This is a genomic window from Pseudomonas sp. BN505, assembly GCF_029873175.1.
Classification (GTDB): Bacteria; Pseudomonadota; Gammaproteobacteria; order Pseudomonadales; family Pseudomonadaceae; genus Aquipseudomonas; species Aquipseudomonas putida.
In genome coordinates, this window is the sequence record NZ_SSOI01000066.1 from 61,239 (window position 1) to 79,816 (window position 18,578).

16 protein-coding genes are annotated in these 18,578 nt (G+C 63.7%); 7 read left to right on the forward strand and 9 right to left on the reverse strand.

Features of this window, described 5'->3' with window-relative positions; genetic code table 11:
* Positions 1-2: 2 nt before the first annotated feature.
* Complete coding sequence (gene glgA / locus E8E78_RS21480; RefSeq protein ID WP_016498821.1) at positions 3-1,562, reverse strand: glycogen synthase GlgA; 1,560 nt, start codon at positions 1,560-1,562, stop codon at positions 3-5.
* Between the two features lie 542 nt (positions 1,563-2,104).
* The gene (locus tag E8E78_RS21485; protein ID WP_280314364.1) at positions 2,105-2,272 is read right to left on the reverse strand and encodes a DUF6026 family protein; all 168 of its coding nucleotides are present in this window, start codon (positions 2,270-2,272) and stop codon (positions 2,105-2,107) included.
* Positions 2,273-2,475: 203 nt separating this feature from the next.
* Here E8E78_RS21485 and gnd point away from each other — a divergent pair, with 203 nt between their 5' ends.
* The 5 genes from gnd (at position 2,476) to E8E78_RS21510 (ending at position 8,221) form a co-directional block, all read left to right on the forward strand.
* The gene (gene gnd, locus E8E78_RS21490) at positions 2,476-3,459 is read left to right on the forward strand and encodes a phosphogluconate dehydrogenase (NAD(+)-dependent, decarboxylating) (RefSeq protein ID WP_016488154.1); all 984 of its coding nucleotides are present in this window, start codon (positions 2,476-2,478) and stop codon (positions 3,457-3,459) included.
* Entirely contained in the window at positions 3,456-4,961 is a 1,506-nt protein-coding gene (gene zwf, locus E8E78_RS21495; RefSeq protein ID WP_059395765.1) for a glucose-6-phosphate dehydrogenase, read from the forward strand. The genes gnd and zwf overlap by 4 nt, the downstream gene beginning before the upstream one ends.
* A gap of 144 nt (positions 4,962-5,105) precedes the next feature.
* Positions 5,106-6,902 (forward strand): glycoside hydrolase family 15 protein, encoded by a 1,797-nt coding sequence (locus tag E8E78_RS21500; RefSeq protein ID WP_049275377.1) that lies wholly within the window; start codon positions 5,106-5,108, stop codon positions 6,900-6,902.
* A 256-nt stretch (positions 6,903-7,158) separates the two neighbouring features.
* On the forward strand, positions 7,159-7,446 hold the full coding sequence (locus tag E8E78_RS21505; RefSeq protein WP_041167664.1) for a HigA family addiction module antitoxin: 288 nt from the start codon (positions 7,159-7,161) through the stop codon (positions 7,444-7,446).
* Positions 7,447-7,600: 154 nt separating this feature from the next.
* On the forward strand, positions 7,601-8,221 hold the full coding sequence (locus E8E78_RS21510; protein ID WP_026034333.1) for a TetR/AcrR family transcriptional regulator: 621 nt from the start codon (positions 7,601-7,603) through the stop codon (positions 8,219-8,221).
* A gap of 176 nt (positions 8,222-8,397) precedes the next feature.
* On the opposite strand, the gene preA is transcribed toward E8E78_RS21510, so the two are convergent.
* The 3 genes from preA to hydA all read right to left on the reverse strand — a co-directional run bounded on the left by preA (position 8,398) and on the right by hydA (position 12,645).
* A complete protein-coding gene (gene preA, locus E8E78_RS21515; RefSeq protein ID WP_280314357.1) occupies positions 8,398-9,672 on the reverse strand; it encodes an NAD-dependent dihydropyrimidine dehydrogenase subunit PreA in 1,275 nt (424 codons plus the stop codon).
* Complete coding sequence (locus E8E78_RS21520; protein WP_059395766.1) at positions 9,673-11,040, reverse strand: NAD(P)-dependent oxidoreductase; 1,368 nt, start codon at positions 11,038-11,040, stop codon at positions 9,673-9,675. It lies immediately after the preceding gene.
* Positions 11,041-11,205: 165 nt separating this feature from the next.
* Complete coding sequence (gene hydA, locus E8E78_RS21525; RefSeq protein ID WP_280314355.1) at positions 11,206-12,645, reverse strand: dihydropyrimidinase; 1,440 nt, start codon at positions 12,643-12,645, stop codon at positions 11,206-11,208.
* A 344-nt stretch (positions 12,646-12,989) separates the two neighbouring features.
* On the opposite strand from hydA, the gene E8E78_RS21530 reads away from it, so the two are divergent.
* Together E8E78_RS21530 and E8E78_RS21535 are read left to right on the forward strand one after the other, a co-directional pair.
* Positions 12,990-14,495, forward strand: coding sequence for an NCS1 family nucleobase:cation symporter-1 (locus E8E78_RS21530; RefSeq protein ID WP_197864829.1), 1,506 nt, complete (start codon positions 12,990-12,992; stop codon positions 14,493-14,495).
* A gap of 11 nt (positions 14,496-14,506) precedes the next feature.
* Positions 14,507-15,790 carry a Zn-dependent hydrolase gene (locus tag E8E78_RS21535; RefSeq protein WP_049275344.1) on the forward strand — a complete coding sequence of 428 codons (1,284 nt, stop codon included), beginning with the start codon at positions 14,507-14,509 and terminating at the stop codon, positions 15,788-15,790.
* Between the two features lie 111 nt (positions 15,791-15,901).
* Here E8E78_RS21535 and E8E78_RS21540 read toward each other — a convergent pair whose 3' ends face one another.
* Genes E8E78_RS21540 through E8E78_RS21555 form a run of 4 tightly spaced genes read right to left on the reverse strand, consistent with a single transcriptional unit; the run spans position 15,902 to position 18,517 of the window.
* Positions 15,902-16,429: an ATPase AAA gene (locus E8E78_RS21540; protein ID WP_049275317.1), complete on the reverse strand. Its 528-nt coding sequence runs from the start codon at positions 16,427-16,429 to the stop codon at positions 15,902-15,904.
* A gap of 34 nt (positions 16,430-16,463) precedes the next feature.
* Positions 16,464-17,423 (reverse strand): ribonuclease Z, encoded by a 960-nt coding sequence (locus tag E8E78_RS21545; protein WP_059395768.1) that lies wholly within the window; start codon positions 17,421-17,423, stop codon positions 16,464-16,466.
* A gap of 16 nt (positions 17,424-17,439) precedes the next feature.
* On the reverse strand, positions 17,440-17,940 hold the full coding sequence (locus E8E78_RS21550; protein WP_059395769.1) for an NUDIX hydrolase: 501 nt from the start codon (positions 17,938-17,940) through the stop codon (positions 17,440-17,442).
* A 31-nt stretch (positions 17,941-17,971) separates the two neighbouring features.
* On the reverse strand, positions 17,972-18,517 hold the full coding sequence (locus E8E78_RS21555; RefSeq protein ID WP_016498835.1) for a lipocalin family protein: 546 nt from the start codon (positions 18,515-18,517) through the stop codon (positions 17,972-17,974).
* Positions 18,518-18,578 lie beyond the last annotated feature (61 nt).

An 18,578-nucleotide genomic window follows, 5' to 3' on the forward strand; every position in this document is an offset into this window, starting at 1 on the left:
GCTCAGTAGTGGCTCAGTTGTGCCTGCTTGACCAGATCCTCGTAGAGGCGGGCGTAGGGTTCCACCGCCTGGCACCAGTTGAATGGCTGGGTCATCGACAGGCAGCGCATGGCGTTCAGCAAATCCTTTTTACCGTATACATAGAAGGCGCGGCTGAGTGCCTGGCGGTAGCTCTCGACGGTGGACTCATTGAACAGGAAGCCCGTGACGCCGCACTCGATGGTGTCGGCCAGGCCGCCAGTGTTGCGCGCTACCGGCAGCGAGCCGAAGCGTTGCGCGTACATCTGGCTGAGGCCGCAAGGCTCGTAGCGCGATGGCATCAGCAAGAAGTCGCTGCCGGCAAACATGCGCCGGGCGTCGGTTTCGTTGAAGCCGATGCGCACCCCGATGCGGCCCGGGTGGCGCAGCGCCAGCTCGCGCATGGCCTGTTCTTCTTCCGGCTCGCCACGGCCGATGATCGCAATCTGCCCGCCTTGTTCGACGATGTAGTCGGCCACACCCAAGGTCAGGTCCAGGCCCTTCTGATACACCAACCGTGATACCACGGCGAACAGTGGTCCGTCAGAATCCTCCAGACCGAACAGGGCGCGTACCTCCTGAGTGTTGCGCGCCTTGCCTTCCCAGTCGTTGATGCTGAAGTTGTGCTGCAGGTGCTTGTCGGTGGCCGAGTCCCAGCTTTCATCGATGCCGTTGGGGATGCCACCAAGCAGGCCTTGCTGGGCTTTGCTGGCGAGGAAACCGTCCAGGCCGCAACCGAATTCCGGGGTGGTGATTTCCCGGGCATAGGTGGCGCTGACCGTGGTGATGTGGCTGGAATACGCCAAGCCCGCCTTGAGGAACGACAGCTTGCCGTAGAACTCCATGCCTTCCTGCTGCATGGCGTGGTCGGGAATGGCCAGCTCCGGGCTGCAACCACGGCTGTACACACCTTGGTAGGCCAGGTTGTGGATGGTGAAAAGGGTCGGCGTATTCAGCCCGCGCCAGTGCATGTAGGCCGGGGCCAGGCCGGCGGGCCAGTCATGCGCGTGCACCACTTCCGGCGTCCAGTGAATCTTGCCTTCGCCCGCAGCAATCTCGGCGGCAGCCAGGCCCAGGCGGGCAAAGCGGATGTGGTTGTCGGGCCAGTCGCGGCCATTGTTGGCACCATAGGGAGTGCCATCGCGCTGGTACAGCTCGGGGCAGATCAGCACATAGATGACCAGGCCGTCGGCCATGTCCATGCGCCCGATCTTGCACGGCGGCAGGGCCGCGTGGCCGCCCAGTTCACCGACGATGTGGATCGGGTTGTCGCTCTCCATCACCTGGGGGTACCCCGGGATCAACACCCGTACATCGTGCAGGTGCGCCAGGGCACGGGGCAGGGCGGCGGACACGTCACCCAGGCCTCCTGTCTTGACCAGGTCTGCGATTTCCGAGGTGACGAACAGAATCTTGCGCATGTTCGGGTTTTGCTGGCGCTGCGCGCCGGGTGCCTTGCCTGTCGTGGCGAAATCCGGGGTAAGCGGCTCGCGGTTGTCCGGTTTGAATGAATCTACGTGAGGCTCGACAGCGGCACTGATCATACTTCTCTCCGTCCCTATGCTTGGCCGGGTGCTGGCACCCGTGGCGATGTTTCGTGTTGGTTCTCTCTGGTTCTGAATACTGCGTAGTGCGTTCCATGCCCCAGGTTCGTGCGCGCAGGCACAACGCGATCAGCACTCCGGCCGAAGGCGGTTGGACTGGTTGGGATGGGTGGGCCGAGCCAGGGAATGTCCCCTGCGTTTGGCCTACTTAGTTCCTGACCTGCCCGCTTTCCTGAAAGTTCGACTTTTTTACGTCACTCTTCCATTGAGCAAATGGCGGGCCGAAAACCGAGTGTAGGAGAGAAAGTGATAAAAAGGTGACCCACTGGTCACTATTGTTATGTGCGGAATAGACGCAAACGTTGGCGTTTGTGACCGGTCATGAAAGGGGGTGGGCGAAGATAGGGCGGGGGTGTTTGGAGGGTGCGCCGAATTGTGGCTGGAGTGGGCTGGCGCACCATAATGGGGCGCTGCAGGTGTGTTTGCTTTTTCACAAGGGGCAGCAGCGTGGGAGCCCAAGAAGCCCCCACTGAGAGGAAGGGTCAGAGATTGACGGCCTTGCCGTCGATACGCGCCTGCGCCAGCAGCAGGTTCAACTGGGCGACCTGTTGGCGCAACTGGTCACGTTCGTCTTTCAATTTACGCAGCTCATCACGGCGCACGGAGACATAGAGTGTCTGGGTTGGGGTTGCAGGCATCAAGGTACCCATGAGCACACCTCGCGGTTTTGGCTGGTGACAAGTCAAAGCGTAGACGCTTCACGCGGGGCGCATTCTGAATTCTTTTGCAGTTGGTGGGAACTTTTTTGTTTATCGTGGTCTTGCCGTTCGTCGCTGAACCCTCGGGCGGCATGCTGGACTAATCTGAAACGCTGGACTGTGTTGTCATCCATTTCGTAAGGGAGCATCGGCTCATGCAATTGGGAATCGTCGGGCTGGGCCGCATGGGCGGCAATATCGCAAGGCGCCTGATGCGCGCCGGCCACCGCACCGTGGTGCACGACCGCAATCGCGAGGCCATTACCGGGCTGGAGGGCGAGGGTGCCCAAGGCGCGCACGACCTTGGTGCGCTGGTACAAAAGCTGAAAGCCCCACGCGCAGTGTGGGTGATGCTGCCGGCCGGCGAGCCAACCGAGCAGACCATCGCGCAGTTGGCTGACCTGCTGGAACCGGGCGATGCGATCATCGACGGCGGCAATACCTTCTACAAGGACGACATGCGCCGCGCTGCCGAGCTGGCCAAGCGCGGCCTGCATTACCTGGACGTCGGCACTTCTGGGGGTGTATGGGGCCTGGACCGTGGCTACTGCATGATGATCGGCGGCGAAAAGGACGTGTTCGAGCGCCTGGAGCCACTGTTCAAGGCGCTGGCCCCAGGCGTGGGTGACATCCCGCGTACTCATGGCCGCAGCGGGGAGCATCAGCGCGCCGAGCACGGCTATATCCACGCGGGCCCACCCGGCGCCGGGCACTACGTGAAAATGGTGCATAACGGTATCGAGTACGGCCTCATGCAGGCCTATGCCGAAGGCTTCGACCTGCTGCGCAGCAAAGGTGGCAACGAGCTACCGCAAGACCAGCGCTTTGACCTGAACGTGGCCGAGATCGCCGAGGTGTGGCGGCGTGGCAGCGTGGTAACCTCATGGCTGCTCGACCTCACCGCCGATGCCTTGGTGGCCGACCCGCAGCTGTCGCAGTTCAGTGGCTCGGTATCCGACAGTGGCGAAGGCCGCTGGACCATCGATGCCGCCGTCGAGCAGGCGGTGCCGGTGCCGGTGCTGTCCAGCGCACTGTTTGCGCGCTTCCGCTCGCGCCAGCAGCAGGGCACGTATGGTGACAAGATTCTTTCGGCCATGCGCCTGGGCTTCGGTGGCCACGTCGAGAAGAAAGGCGAATGACCAAACAGACCATTCCAGCCGCTCCTCCCTGTACCCTGTTCCTGTTCGGCGCCAATGGCGACCTGGTCAAGCGCCTGCTGATGCCGGCGCTGTACAACCTCAGCCGCGACGGTTTGCTGGACCGCAACCTGCGCATCGTTGGCGTTGACCACAACCCGGCCAGCGCCGAGGAATTTGCAGAGCGCCTGCATGCGTTCATGCTCGAGCGGGATAAAGGCGGCGAGGGCAGCGCCAAGTGCCTGGACGAAAAGCTCTGGGCACGCCTGGCCAAACGCCTGGATTACCAGACGGGCGATTTCCTCGACCCGGCCACTTACCAGGCCCTCGCCAAGCGCATCGACAAAACCAGCCACGGCAATGCCATCTTCTACCTGGCCACCTCGCCGCGTTTCTTCCCCGAGGTGGCGCAGCGCCTGGGGCAGGCCGGCTTGCTCGACGAGTCTGGCGGCGGCTTTCGCCGCGTGGTGGTCGAGAAGCCATTCGGCACCGACCTGGCCAGCGCCGAGGCGCTCAACGCCTGCCTGTTGAAAGTGATGGGCGAACGGCAGATCTACCGTATCGACCATTACCTGGGCAAAGAGACGGTGCAGAACATTCTGGTGAGCCGCTTCTCCAACGGCCTGTTCGAATCATTCTGGAACAACCACTACATCGACCACGTGCAGATCACCGCTGCGGAAACGGTCGGCGTCGAAACCCGTGGTGCGTTCTACGACAGCACCGGGGCCCTGCGCGACATGGTTCCCAACCACCTGTTCCAGTTGCTGGCGATGGTGGCCATGGAGCCGCCGGCTGCGTTCGGGGCTGACGCGGTGCGCGGCGAAAAGGCCAAGGTGGTCGGTGCTATTCGCCCATGGTCGGCGAAAATGGCCCTGAAGAACTCGGTACGCGGCCAGTACAGTGCCGGCAAGCAGGGGCGCAAGCAGCTGCCCGGTTACCGGCAGGAGTCCAATGTCGCGCCTGACAGCCAGACCGAAACCTACGTGGCGCTGAAGGTGATGATCGACAACTGGCGGTGGGCCGGCGTGCCGTTCTACTTGCGCACCGGCAAGCGCATGAGCGTGCGCGACACCGAAATTGCCATTTGCTTCAAGCCCGCGCCGTATGCGCAGTTCCGCGAGTCGGAGCTGGAGCGGCCCAAGCCCAACTACCTGAAAATCCAGATTCAGCCCAACGAAGGCATGTGGTTCGACCTGCAGGCCAAACGGCCAGGGCCGGAGCTGGTGATGGAGAATGTGGAGCTGGGCTTTGCCTATAAAGACTTCTTCAAGATGACCCCGGCGACCGGCTACGAGACTCTGATTTACGACTGCCTGACCGGTGACCAGACCCTGTTCCAGCGGGCTGACAACATCGAGAACGGCTGGCGAGCGGTGCAGCCGTTTCTCGATGCCTGGGCCCAGGATGGCGAGGTGCATCAGTACCCGGCCGGTGAAGACGGGCCTGACGCTGGCAATGAATTGCTGACCCGCGACAAGCGCGAGTGGCACCGCTTGGGCTGATGCTTTTGTAAAGCCTGTGCCGGCCCTTTCGCGGCTAAAGCCGCTCCCACAGGTATCGCATCAGGCCTGAGGGAAATGGTATCCCTGTGGGAGCGGCTTTAGCCGCGAAAAGGCCGGCACTGGCGATCACATCAAGGAGACCTAATGCCTGCCCACATCGAAGACTACGCCCTGCTGGGCAACTGCCGCAGCGCCGCCCTGGTCAGCCGCGATGGCTCGCTCGACTGGCTCTGCCTGCCACGCTTCGACGCCCCCGCCGTGTTTGCGGCCCTGCTGGGCAACGAAGAAAACGGCCGCTGGCGCGTTGCCCCCTGCGACCCCGTCGAGCACAGCAGCCGCCAATATCTGGACGACACCCTCGTGCTGGAAACCACCTGGGTCACTGCCACCGGCCGTGCCCGGGTGCTCGACTTCATGCCGCTGGGCGACGTCAATTCGGTGGTGCGGATCGTCGAGGGTCTCAGTGGCGAAACCAATTTTGAAATGGACCTGGTCATGCGCTTCGACTACGGTCGCAGTGTGCCATGGGTGGAACGGCTCGCCCCACTGACCCTCAGCGCCGTTGCCGGCCCTGACCGGCTGATCCTGTGCAGCACCGTCCCCCCGCATGCACTCGACCACCATACCGTCGCGCGCTTTCGTGTTGGCGCGGGCGAGCGCCAAATCTTCAGCCTGCGTCACCAACCCTCGCACCTGCCAGTGCAGCCCGACTGCGATATCGACCAGGCTTTTGCCCAAACCGTCGAGCAGTGGCAGGCCTTCGCCACCCGCTGCCCGCAGGTAGGGCCATACACCGCCCTGGTGCGCCGCTCGTTGCTCACACTCAAGGCAATGACCTACGCCCCCACGGGTGGCATCGTCGCCGCCGTCACCACCTCGCTGCCTGAGCGGGTGGGTGGGGAGCGCAACTGGGACTACCGCTTCTGCTGGCTGCGCGACGCCACCATGACCCTGCTGGCGTTCATGAACCTGGGCTACTTCGACGAGGCCCAGGCCTGGCGTGAATGGCTACTGCGCTCAGTGGCCGGCAACCCCGAGCAGATGCAGATCATGTATGGCCTGGCCGGTGAGCGCGACCTGCAGGAATACACCTTGCCGTGGCTGGCCGGATACGAGCATTCGCAACCCGTGCGGGTAGGCAATGCAGCGTCGCAACAGATGCAACTGGACATCTACGGCGAGCTGGCCGATGCCATGGCCCAGGCGATCAAGGGCGGCTTGCCCCGCCACCCGCGCAGCGCCGCCATCTCCCGCCTGATCCTGCCTTACGTCGAACGCATCTGGCGCGAGCCGGACGAAGGCATTTGGGAAGTGCGCGGCGGCCGCCAGCAGTTCGTGCACTCCAAGGTCATGGCCTGGGTTGCCTTCGACCGTGCCGCGGGGCTGGCTGACACCACTGAAGAAGGCCGCGAACGCGGGCACCATTACCGCCAGGTGGCTGACGAAATCCACCGCGAAGTGTGCGAGCACGGCCTGGACGCCAACGGCCGGTTTTTCGTCCAGGCCTATGGCTCGAGTGAAATGGACGCCAGCCTGCTGCAGATAGCCCTGACCGGCTTCCTGCCGGCTGATGACCCACGCTTCTTGCGCACGCTGGAGCAGATCGAACAGCGCCTGCTGAAGAACGGCCTGCTGATGCGCTACGACAGCGACAGCTGCAGCGACGGCCTGACGCCGGGGGAGGGCACCTTCCTGGTGTGTTCGTTCTGGCTGGCAGACGTTTATGTTTTGCTGGGCCGCCAGGCTGAAGCCGAAGCGCTGTACCAGCACCTGACCGGCCTGAGCAACGACCTCGGCCTGCTGGCCGAGCAATACGACCCGGCCGGCCAGCGCATGCTCGGCAACTTCCCCCAGGCGTTCAGCCATATCGGCATCATCAACACCGCACTCAATCTTCATCGCGCACAGTGCCCGGTGCGCGACCGGGCGAGGTGCGGGTAGCGGATGAACGTAGCAACTGCCTTGCTCAATATCTAGAATCGCGTGAGATCCCTGTGGGAGCGGGTTTACCCGCGAAGAATACAACGCGCAGCATGGCACCGGCTTCGCCGGTGTTCGCGGGTGAACCCGCTCCCACAAGGTGCGCGATAGGCTTGGTACTCCGTCATTTGTGACGCATTGCGTCACATATATTGTCTGTACGAGTGTGATGTGTAGGGTCACACTAGGTGCGTACACCTAGTTCGGAGAGCTGTTCATGCCTTTGCACAATCCGCCACATCCTGGCGAAACCTTGCGCGAAGATGTTTTGCCAGCGCTTGGCCTGACGGTAAAAGCCTTCGCGTCGCACCTTGGGTTTTCCCGCGAAGCGCTTTCGCGGGTACTGCATGGCCGCGCGGCAATGTCTCCGGACCTGGCGGTACGCCTGGAGATGGCGGGTATCAGTACCGCCCGCCTTTGGTTGGCCATTCAGGCTGATTACGATATCTGGCAGGCGCGCCACCGCCATCAGCCCGTGATTACCCGGTTGTTTCAGGCCGCCTGATATAAAAGTGTGAAACGAGCGGAGTAGACTAGGCCAAACCCCTTCGGCACGGAGCACACATGGGCATTCGCGGTACTGACCGGCAAATCGACAATATCGAGTTAAGTGACGGCCGGTTGACCGGTGGCTTGGCGGTGTGGGCGGCCCAAGCCTGATGGCCAATCACAAGATCGAAATTCGCCGACGCAATATCGAGAAAATCTTGCAGGCGGCGGAAAAGGTGTTTGCCGAGAAAGGCTACGGCGCCACCTCCATGGGGGACATCGCCGAGCAGGCCGAATTGCCACGCTCCAACCTGCACTATTACTTCAGCACCAAGGACGAGTTGTTCCGCGCGGTGCTGCAGGACTTGCTGGATGTATGGAAGCAGGACGCACTGTGTTTCGAGAACTTCGACGACCCGCGCGTGGTGCTGACCAGCTACATCAGGGCGAAGATGGGCCATTCGCGCTCGCGGCCCCTGGGCTCGAAGATTTGGGCCGAAGAGATGCTGCACGGGGCGCCGGTGCTTGGGGTGAACCTGGATGACAGCCTGGTGCCTTGGGCGAAATTGAAGGAAGCCAAGATCCGCCGTTGGGTGGAGGAGGGGCGTATTCTGCCGGTAGAGCCGTCGGCATTGCTGTACATGATCTGGGCGTCTACCCAGCACTATGCCGACTTTGGTTACCAGGTGCAGTTGCTCAATGGCGGCGAGATGTTGTCAGACATGGCGTTCGAGAGTGCGGTGCAGACGGTGACCAGCGTGATCTTGCGGGGGATCGGGCTGGAGCCTTGAACCGAGGTTCCAGCCTGACGCGGTCCATTGTAGGAGCGGCCTTGTGCCGCGATGGGGCGCGAAGCGGCCCCGGCAATTTCGGCGGCGAAGCTCAAACCCCGGGGCCGCTTCGCGCCCCATCGCGGCACAAGGCCGCTCCTACACCGATCGCGTTGCTGGTCAGGCAGTGTTCTACCTCAACTGGCCTCGCGGTAGGGGTTACGCGGGTCCTGTGTCCAGTTCAGGTAAGGCTTGCCGGTATCCTGCGCCTGCATCTCGATGCAGTTTTCAACCGGGCAGGTGATCTGGCACAGGTTGCAGCCCACGCATTCCTCTTCGATCACGCTGTAGGCATGTGTGCCATCTGCCTTCAGCGTGCTGGCAATGGCCTGGTGCGAGGTATCCTCACAGGCGATGTGGCAGCGCCCACAGCCAATGCACGCCTCCTGATCGATGTGCGCCACCGATTTATAGTTGATGTCCAGGTACTTCCAGTCAGTGGTGTGCCCCACCGCCTGCCCGCGGAACGCTTCGACAGTGTCATGCCCATGCTGGTCCATCCAGCGCGCCAGGCCGTCCTTCATGTCCTCGACAATACGGAACCCGTGCAGCATCGCCGCCGTGCACACCTGCACGGCGCCACTGCCCAGGGCGATGAACTCCGCCGCATCACGCCAGTTGCCGATGCCGCCAATGCCGCAGATCGGCAAGCCGCGTGTTTCCGGGTCGCGGGCAATTTCCGCCACCATGTTCAGGGCAATCGGCTTCACTGCCGAGCCGCAATAACCGCCATGGGTGCTCTGGTCACCGACGATGGGGTGGGCGACCATGCGGTCCAGGTCGACGCTGGTGATGGAGTTGATGGTGTTGATCAACGACACCGCATCGGCCCCGCCGCGGTGCGCAGCGCGAGCCGACTGGCGGATGTCGGTGATGTTCGGCGTGAGCTTGACGATCACCGGCAGCGAGCAGTACGTCTTGCACCAGCGGGTGACCAGCTCCACGTATTCCGGCACCTGGCCGACTGCCGCACCCATGCCACGTTCCGGCATGCCGTGCGGGCAGCCGAAGTTCAGCTCGATGCCATCGGCACCGGTGGCTTCCACCAGCGGCAGGATGAACTTCCAAGAGTCCTCCACGCACGGCACCATCAGCGACACGATCAAGGCTCGGTCGGGCCAGTCTTTCTTCACCTGGGTGATTTCGCGCAGGTTGATTTCCAGCGAACGGTCGGTTATCAGCTCGATATTGTTGATGCCCTGCACCAGGCGGTTGGCGCCGTAGTGCGCCGAATAGCGCGACGACACGTTGACCGCCGCCGGGTCCTCGCCCAGGGTTTTCCAGACCACGCCGCCCCAACCGGCCTCGAAGGCGCGGACCACGTTGTAGGCCTTGTCGGTTGGCGGTGCGGACGCCAGCCAGAACGGGTTGGGTGCCTTGATGCCGGCAAATACGATAGACAAGTCGGCCATTTACGCTGCCTCCACGTTGAGCATGAGTTGGGCATGGATGGCTTCGGCGGCCAGCTTGCCGTGCTGTACGGCCTGGACGGTAAGGTCCTGGCCCAGGGCGGTGCAGTCGCCGCCGGCATACACGCCCGGCAGGCTGGTCTGCAGGGTTTGGTCAACACGAATGCGCTCACCCTCGCGGGCCAGCTGCGCAGCCACCGGGTCGACCAGGCAGGCATCGTCGAAGCGCTGGCCGATGGCCTTGAAGATGGCATCGGCGGCCAGCTCGAAGGTTTCGCCGGTGTCGCGCAGGCGGCCGTCCGCCAGCTCGGTGCGGGCGAAGCGCATGCCGCGCACCTTGCCGGCGTCGTCCAGCAGCACGGCGTCGGGGCGGGCCCAGGTGTGCAGGCGCACCTGGTTGGCCTTGGCGATGTCCTGCTCGTGGCCGGTGGCGCCCATGTCGGTGTGGCCACGGCGGTACACCAGGTTGACGTCGCGGGCCCCCAGGCGGCTCATCTGCACGGCCATGTCAATGGCGGTATTGCCAGCACCGATCACCAGGCAGCGGTCGGCCAAGGGTAGCTGGCTCAGGTCATCGGCCTGGCGCAACTCGCGGATGTATTCGGTAGCGGCGAGCACGCCCGGGGCTTCTTCATCGGGCAGGCCAAGCTGGCGCACGGCGTTCAGACCGAGGCCGAGGAACACCGCGTCGTACTGATCGCGCAGTTCGCCCAGGCTAAGGTTGCCGCCCAGGCGGTGGCCATGGCGTACTTCGATGCCGCCAATGCCCAGCAGGAACTCCACTTCACGCTGGGCGTAGTCGTCGACCAGCTTGTAGCGGGCGATGCCGTACTCGTTAAGCCCGCCGGCCTTGTCGCAGGCCTCGAACACCACCACGTCATGCCCGTGCATGGCCAGCCGGTGTGCGCAGGACAGCCCGGCAGGGCCGGCGCCGACTACGGCGATGCGTTTGCCGGTAGCCGGTGAGCGCTTGAACGGGTGTTCGGTGAAGTGGGCGTTGTCCAGGGCGTAGCGCTGCAACTGGCCGATCAGTACCGGTGCACATTCCTGCGCGTTGTTGCGCACGCAGGCTTGCTGGCAGAGGATTTCGGTGGGGCAGACGCGGGCGCAACTGCCTCCCAGGATGTTGGCCGAGAGGATGCGCTCGGCGGCGCCTTGCAGGTTTTCGTCGCTGATGCGGTGGATGAATGACGGGATGTCGATGTCGCTGGGGCACGCGTTGACGCAGGGGGCGTCGTAGCAGTACAGGCAGCGCGCGCTTTCGACGGCGGCCTGGCGGGCGGTGAGGGGTGGGGCCAGGTCGCTGAAGCGCTCGGCCAACTGGTCGGCACCGGCCCGGGGGCGCGGCAAGTGGTTCAGGGCGTCGATCACGGTTGTAGCCTCTCTCTTTATTATATTTGGCTTGAAACGGGGGTCGCTGTGCGCCCCAATCGCCGGCAAGCCAGCTCCCACAGGAATCCCACAGGCCTTGAGAGCTGCGCGGTCGAGGTGGGAGCTGGCTTGCCGGCGATGGGCTGGGCAGCAGCCCCAATGGCCTTAGCGCTGAACGGGCGTCGGGCGCTGCTGTTCGGCGCGTCGCCCCAGCACCTCGTACACCGACGGATACGCCGGCCGTTCCACATACCGCCCCGCACCGGCCTCGGCGCGCAGGTCGCCATCGGCCCAGAGCACCTTGCCCTGGCTGATGGTGTGGCTGGGGATGCCGCGCACCGTGCGGCCTTCGAAGATATTGAAGTCCACCCGCTGGTGGTGGGTCTGGGCCGAGATGGTGCGGGTGCCTTGCGGGTCCCACAGCACCAGGTCGGCGTCGGCACCCACGCGGATGGCGCCCTTGCGCGGGAACAAATTGAAGATTTTTGCCGTGTTGGTTGAGGTCAGCGCCACGAACTCATGCATCGACAGGCGCCCGCTGTTGACCCCGGCATCCCACAGCACCGCCATGCGGTCTTCGATGCCGGCAGTGCCGTTGGGGATCCGGCTGAAGTCGTCGCGGCCCATGGCTTTCTGCTCGGCGCAGAAGCAGCAGTGGTCGGTGGCCGTGGTGTGCAGGTTGCCCGATTGCAGGCCGCGCCACAGCGCCTCCTGGTGCTCACGCGGGCGGAAGGGCGGGCTCATCACGTAGCCGGCAGCAGTGGCCCAGTCCGGGTGACGGTAGACGCTGTCGTCCAGCAGCAGGTGGCCGGGCAACACTTCGCCGTAAACCGGCTGGCCCTTGGCGCGCGCATAGGTGATTTCATCCAGCGCTTCACGGCTGGAAATGTGCACAACATACAGCGGCGTACCAATGGTTTCGGCAATGCGGATGGCGCGGCTGGCCGCTTCACCTTCCACTTGCGAAGGGCGCGAAAGCGGGTGTGCCTCTGGCCCGGTCAGGCCCTGGGCCAGCAGTTTTTTCTGCAGGTGGTAAACCAGCTCGCCGTTCTCGGCATGCACGGTGGGCACCGCGCCCAGTTGCAGGCAGCGCTCGAAGCTGGCCACCAAGGTGTCGTCGGCGGCCATGATCGCATTCTTGTAGGCCATGAAGTGCTTGAAGCTGTTCACCCCATGCCTGGTCACCAGCTCGCCCATCTCCTCAGCTACCTGCTCGCTCCACCAGGTGATGGCCACATGGAAGCCGTAGTCGCTGGCGCTCTTTTGCGCCCAGCCGCGCCAGGTGTGGAAGGCCTCCAGCAGCGACTGCTGCGGGTTGGGGATGACGAAGTCGATGATCGACGTGGTGCCACCGGCCAGGCCCGCAGCGGTGCCACTGAAGAAATCCTCGCTGGCCACCGTGCCCATGAATGGCAACTGCATGTGGGTATGCGGGTCGATGCCGCCGGGCATCAGGTACTGGCCGCTGCCGTCGAGGATCTCGCAATCGGTGGGCGGTTCGAGGTTTGGCCCGATGGCACGGATCAGGCCATCGGCACACAAGACATCGGTGGGGTAACTCTCTTCGTGGGTAACCACGGTGGCGCCACGGATCAACAGGGACATGCCGTTTTCCTCGCAGGCTGACCGGTCTGGGCCGGTTCTTGGAATTGTTTCGGGTGCAGGGCAGGCAGGGTGGTTAATCCTGTCAGTCCTGACAAGATTCGAGGCTAGATGCTGATCTGGGAATCTTCAAGAAAATTTTCCTATAAATTTTATGGTTTTTAATCATCTGATATTTAAGGATTAATTTTTAAAGACCCGCTGACTTCGGGCCTTTCAGGGGTTGTTGACTGACTTGACAAGATGGAATTCTGGTCAAGATTTCTAAGCACATATACGCGTGTGTACTCCGGCCATCGAATTAGCCCGATGAGCAAACAACTACAAGAAAATCTGGAGAAGGGCCCATGCAACAGAGCAGATCGGAAGTGGTCGAGCAGGATGGCCTGTTTGAGCTGTCCGAGGGCAGTGATGTCCTCGACAGCCCGCGCTACAACCACGACATCGCACCGACCAAGGTGCACCAGCGCACCTGGAACAAATGGCACATCACCGCCTTGTGGGTGGGCATGTCCATCTGCGTACCCACCTACACCCTGGGCGGCGTGCTCACCGCCTACTTCGGCCTCAGTGTCGGCGAAGCGCTGCTGGCGATCCTGCTGGCCAACGTGATCGTGCTGATCCCGCTTACCCTCAACGCTTTCCCCGGCACCAAGTACGGCATCCCGTTCCCGGTGCTGCTGCGCTCGTCATTCGGCATCTTCGGCTCCAACGTACCGTGCCTGATCCGCGCCGTGGTTGCCTGTGGCTGGTTTGGCATCCAGACCATGTTCGGCGGGCTGGCCATTCACCTGTTCCTTGGTTCGGTGTTCGATGGCTGGAAGGCCTTGGCCGGCACGGGCGAGGTGATTGGTTTCATGATTTTCTGGTGCCTGAACCTTTGGGTGGTGCTGCGCGGCGCCGAGTCGATCAAGTGGCTGGAAACGCTGTCGGCACCGCTGCTGGTGGCGGTGGGCGTCGGCCTGCTGTTCTGGGCCTTGCCACACATGTCGATGACCGAACTGCTGGCGCAACCACCCAAGCGCCCGGAAGGGGCGAGTGTGGTCGGTTACTTCTGCGCGGGGCTTACGGCCATGGTCGGCTTCTGGGCCACCTTGTCGCTGAACATTCCCGACTTCAGCCGCTACGCCCGCAGCCAGAAGGACCAGATTCTCGGGCAGATCTTCGGCCTGCCGCTGACCATGTTCCTGTTCGCTTCGCTGGGTGTGGTGCTGACCGCCGCCTCGGCGTCGCTGGTGGGTGAGACGGTGTCCGACCCGGTCAGCCTGATCGGCAGGATCCACAGCCCGTTCTGGGTAGCCCTGGCCATGGCATTGATCGTGATTGCCACACTGTCGACCAATACGGCGGCGAACATCGTGTCGCCGACCAACGACTTCCAGAACATCGCCCCACGCCTGATCGGGCGCACCCGCGCGGTATGGCTGACCGGCTTTATCGGCCTGGTGCTGATGGGCCATGAGTTGCTGAAGAAGCTGGGCCTGATCGTCTCCGACCTGAGCCTGGAGAGCGTGTATTCCAACTGGCTGCTGGGCTATTCCAGCCTGCTCGGGCCGATTGCCGGGATCATGGTGGTGGACTACTTCCTGATCCGTCGGCAGCAGCTGGACCTGGCCGGGTTGTACCGCGACGACGTGTACCCGGCGTGGAACTGGCCCGGGTTTGCCGCCTTCGGCTTGCCGGTGGCGCTGACGGTCATGGCGATTGGCAACAGCAGTTTCAGCTGGTTCTACGACTACGGCTGGTTTACCGGCTCGCTGCTGGGCGGCGCGCTGTACTACGTATTCGCCAGCTTGGCGGTGGGCGCGGGTTCACCCGCGAAGAGGCCCGCACCGACAACAAAAAAAGCCTGAAGGAGAAACCCGTGACCCCAGTCAAAGAGATCCTCAAGACCACCGTTCGGCATGTCGACAGCAACCGCCTGTGGCAATCGCTGATGGACCTGGCCCGCCTCGGTGCCACCGCCAAGGGCGGCGTCTGCCGCCTGGCCCTGACCGACCTCGACCGCCAGGCCCGCGACCTGTTCGTGCAGTGGTGCGAAGCTGCCGGTTGTACGGTCAGCATCGACGCCGTCGGCAACATCTTCGCCCGCCGCCCGGGGCGTAACCCCAAGCTGCCCCCGGTGATGACCGGCAGCCATATCGACACCCAGCCCACGGGCGGCAAGTTCGATGGCTGCTTCGGGGTGATGGCCGGGCTGGAGGTGATACGTACCCTGAACGACCTGGGCGTGGAAACCGAAGCCCCGCTGGAAGTGGTGGTGTGGACCAACGAAGAAGGCTCGCGCTTTGCACCGTGCATGATGGGTTCAGGGGTGTTCGCCGGCAAGTTCACCCTGGAGGAAACCCTGGCCAAGCGTGATGCCCAGGGCGTCAGCGTCGGTGAAGCCTTGAACGCTATCGGCTATGCGGGCCCGCGCGCGGTGCTGGGTCACCCGGTCGGGGCCTATTTCGAGGCCCATATCGAACAGGGCCCGATCCTTGAGGACCAGGCCAAGACCATCGGCGTGGTGCTCGGGGCGCTGGGGCAGAAGTGGTTCGACCTGACCCTGCGCGGCGTTGAAGCCCACGCGGGGCCGACACCCATGCACCTGCGCAAGGACGCCCTGGTCGGCGCTGCCGCCGTGGTGGAGGCGGTAAACCGTACCGCCCTCGGCCACCAGCCCCATGCCTGTGGCACTGTGGGTTGCCTGCAGGCGTATCCAGGCTCGCGTAACGTGATCCCGGGTGAGGTGCGCATGACCTTGGACTTCCGCCACTTGGAGGGCGAGCAACTGAATGCGATGATCGCCGAGGTGCGCGGGGTGATCGAGGCAACCTGTGCCAAGCATGGCTTGAGCCACGAACTGGTGCCTACGGCCGACTTCCCGGCGTTGTACTTCGACAAAGGCTGTGTCGATGCCGTGCGCGCCTCGGCGCAGGCGCTGGGGTTGCCGCACATGGACATCGTCAGCGGTGCGGGGCATGACGCGATCTTCCTGGCCGAACTAGGGCCAGCGGGGATGATTTTCGTGCCCTGCGAAAACGGCATCAGCCACAACGAAATCGAGAACGCCACGCCCGATGACCTGGCGGCGGGCTGCGCAGTGTTGCTGCGGGCGATGCTGGAGGCGTCGGAAGCGATTGCCAGCGGGCGCTTGGCGGCCTAGCCAGAGATTGATGTTGCCTGCACGGGCCCTATCGCCGGCAAGCCAGCTCCCACAGGTACAGCGCCGCCCTCAGGCCCGGTGATACCCCTGTGGGCGCTGGCTTGCCGGCGATCAGGCCGGAACAGGCAATGAAAGGCTCGCCAGAAACGCCGCGATCTGCCGCTCACCACGCAGATGCACAACCGGCACCTGCGGCCCGATTGCCTGGCGGTTCGCTTCGATACCTGGGCGATAGCCCCGGTCGAACGTCCACACAAACTTCAGGAAGGTCAGAAACGCCCGGTCCAGCCGCTCTGTGCACCCGGTCGGCAGGTCTGGCCGTGGCTTGTTCATCACACTGCGCAGGATGACCCGCTTCAGGCATGTCAGCCGTGGTGTATCCAGCCAGATGACCAGGTCGGCCCGTGGCAAGCGCAGGTCGAAGGTGCGGCGGCTGTAGTTGCCCTCGCATACCCACGCTTGCCCGCTAACCGCATCGCGTACCCGGCTGCGAAAGGTCTCGGCATCCGGCTCTACCCAACCGGCCTCCCAGAACAACGTGTCGAGGTGTACCACCGACGCCCCCAGGCGGGCGCCGATCAGCCGGGCCAAGGTCGATTTGCCACTGCCGGCGTTGCCCAGAATCACGATGCGTTGCATGGCCAAGTCCTTTTGGAAAACCGGCCATGCTAATTCATCCGGCTGGCTCAAGACAGCCATCACGGCCAATGCGATAGCGCTGCAGGTCCTGCGCCAGGATCAGTTGCCCGTGGTAGTGGGCGAGGGCTTCGTCACGCACGTTGTCGATATTCGGGCTGCGCCGCGGGTCGTTCTGGTAACGGGCGCTGAAGTGCGTCAGCACCAGGTTGCGCACGCCTGCGCTTTCGGCAAAGCGCGCCACCGCCGCCGCGGTACTGTGGCCGAAGGTGACCCCGGTGCGTTCGACCACGGCCTGGGTGAACGTGGCTTCGTGCACCAGCACATCCGCGCCTTGGGCAGCGTCGGCCAGCAGCTCGGGGGTATCGTTGTCGCCGCAGACGATCACCCGCCGCGGTGGCCGGGAAGCGCGCAGGTAGTCGTTGCCGTTCAGCAACTGCTCGCCATGCTGTACCGTCAAACCCTTGGCCAGCTCGCCCCACAGCGGGCCACGCGGTATGCCTTCGGCTTCCAGGCGGGGGATGTCCAGGCGCGGTTCGGGGTTGAGTTCGGTGAACACGAACCCGACGCTCGGCACGCGGTGTGACAGCTGAACGGTGGTCACCTGCAGGGTATCGTTGCGCCATTCGACCAACTCTTCCACGGCCAGCAGGCGCAGTTCGAATGGCAGGAAGGTGTCGCTGGCTACCAGGCCCTGGCGTACCCAGTCATGCAGCGCAGCCGGCAGGATCAGCTCCAGCGGTTGGGTACGCCCGCTCATGCCGGCACTGGCCAGCAGGCCGGGCAGGCCGAAGCAATGATCGCCGTGCACGTGGGTGATGAAAATGGCGCGCAGGTCGCGGATCGACAGCGGGGTACGCAGCAGCTGATGCTGCGTGCCTTCGCCGCAATCGACCAGGTACCAGCCGCTGCCACTGGCCTCGATCACCGCCGTGGCGCTGACATTGCGTGCCTTGGTGGGCACCCCGGCGCAGGTGCCGAGGAACAACAGGTCCATGCTCAGGTTCCTTGTTTCAACCCAACAGCGCCAAGTCGTGCAGCAACGCCTGCAGCCCTTGTGGCACCAGCGGGCAAGTGCGCTCGAAATCGGCGCTGTCGCACCAGCGGGCGCGGAACGGGCTGCTGTTGGACTCGTGGCCGTCCAGCCAGGCGCGCTGGTACAGGCTGGCGTCGTCGAAGCGCGCATCGTACACCTGCACGACCTCATGCCCCGGTTTGCCGGCATAGGTGAACAGGCTTTCCAGGGTGCCGAGCAGGCGGACATCACTGATCGGCTGGCCCAACTCCTCCATGATTTCCCGCGCGATGGCATCGCGGCCCAGCTCACCGAACTCGATACCGCCACCCAGTGGGCGGGACAGCGTCTGGCCGGTGACGGGATCATCGAACACGTTGACCAGAATCTTGCCCTGGTGATGGAACACGCACAGGGCAAGAAAACGGATGCGCGGTGCTGATGGCGGCTTGGTATTCAACGGTCTCGTTCCTTCGAGGCGAGAAAGGGCGCACACCATATCCGGATTGCCGTCAGCCGTCGACGGCCTGCTAGTCTCCCTGGCGCCAGATGAGCTTGCTGGTGTCATACCCTTGCTCCCGGGCGATGGTCAGCAGTTGCTCGCGCTGCTGGTCGGTGACCGCAGGCGTGCGTGAAAGCAGCCACAGGTACTCGCGGTTGGGGTGGCCGACCAACGCCACGCGGTAGTCCTTGTCGTGGTACAGCACCCAGTACTCGCCCTTGGTCAGGCCCGGTGCCAGGCGGCTGAACCAGTTGTCGAAGCGCACCCACAGCTTGTCGGTGCTGCCCGGCTGCTGGGCCTCGGCGATGCCCTTGGCTTCGTTCCACTGGCCGTCCTTTTCCTTGCAACGGTTGGTCACGTCGATCCGGCCATCCGGGCGCAGGCCATAGTGTGCCTCGGACTGCACGCAGTTGCGCTGGAAGAACATCGGCAGCCGGCCCAGTTCATACCAGGTGCCCTGGTAGCGTTGCAGGTCCACCTGCTGGGTGTGCGGTGGTGCCGGTTGATCGTTGCCGGCGCAGCCGAGCAGCGCCAGGGTCATGCAGGAAAGCAGCAGCGTAGTGCGCAGCGCCATGGTTGACCTCCTTGGAGCGGATAGGGGCTTCCTGTGTTTCGATGCCTGCGCGGGGCAAAAG

Excerpts from the sequence above, each read along its gene's own strand:
- E8E78_RS21505 (WP_041167664.1), top strand. The coding sequence starts at position 7,159 with ATGCCTTTGCACAATCCGCCACATCCTGGCGAAACCTTGCGCGAAGAT.
- E8E78_RS21540 (WP_049275317.1), bottom strand. The coding sequence starts at position 16,429 with ATGCAACGCATCGTGATTCTGGGCAACGCCGGCAGTGGCAAATCGACC.
- glgA (WP_016498821.1), bottom strand. The coding sequence starts at position 1,562 with ATGATCAGTGCCGCTGTCGAGCCTCACGTAGATTCATTCAAACCGGAC.
- E8E78_RS21550 (WP_059395769.1), bottom strand. The coding sequence starts at position 17,940 with ATGGTGTGCGCCCTTTCTCGCCTCGAAGGAACGAGACCGTTGAATACC.
- E8E78_RS21530 (WP_197864829.1), top strand. The coding sequence starts at position 12,990 with ATGCAACAGAGCAGATCGGAAGTGGTCGAGCAGGATGGCCTGTTTGAG.
- zwf (WP_059395765.1), top strand. The coding sequence starts at position 3,456 with ATGACCAAACAGACCATTCCAGCCGCTCCTCCCTGTACCCTGTTCCTG.
- gnd (WP_016488154.1), top strand. The coding sequence starts at position 2,476 with ATGCAATTGGGAATCGTCGGGCTGGGCCGCATGGGCGGCAATATCGCA.
- E8E78_RS21485 (WP_280314364.1), bottom strand. The coding sequence starts at position 2,272 with ATGGGTACCTTGATGCCTGCAACCCCAACCCAGACACTCTATGTCTCC.
- preA (WP_280314357.1), bottom strand. The coding sequence starts at position 9,672 with ATGGCCGACTTGTCTATCGTATTTGCCGGCATCAAGGCACCCAACCCG.
- E8E78_RS21545 (WP_059395768.1), bottom strand. The coding sequence starts at position 17,423 with ATGGACCTGTTGTTCCTCGGCACCTGCGCCGGGGTGCCCACCAAGGCA.
- hydA (WP_280314355.1), bottom strand. The coding sequence starts at position 12,645 with ATGTCCCTGTTGATCCGTGGCGCCACCGTGGTTACCCACGAAGAGAGT.
- E8E78_RS21510 (WP_026034333.1), top strand. The coding sequence starts at position 7,601 with ATGGCCAATCACAAGATCGAAATTCGCCGACGCAATATCGAGAAAATC.
- E8E78_RS21500 (WP_049275377.1), top strand. The coding sequence starts at position 5,106 with ATGCCTGCCCACATCGAAGACTACGCCCTGCTGGGCAACTGCCGCAGC.
- E8E78_RS21555 (WP_016498835.1), bottom strand. The coding sequence starts at position 18,517 with ATGGCGCTGCGCACTACGCTGCTGCTTTCCTGCATGACCCTGGCGCTG.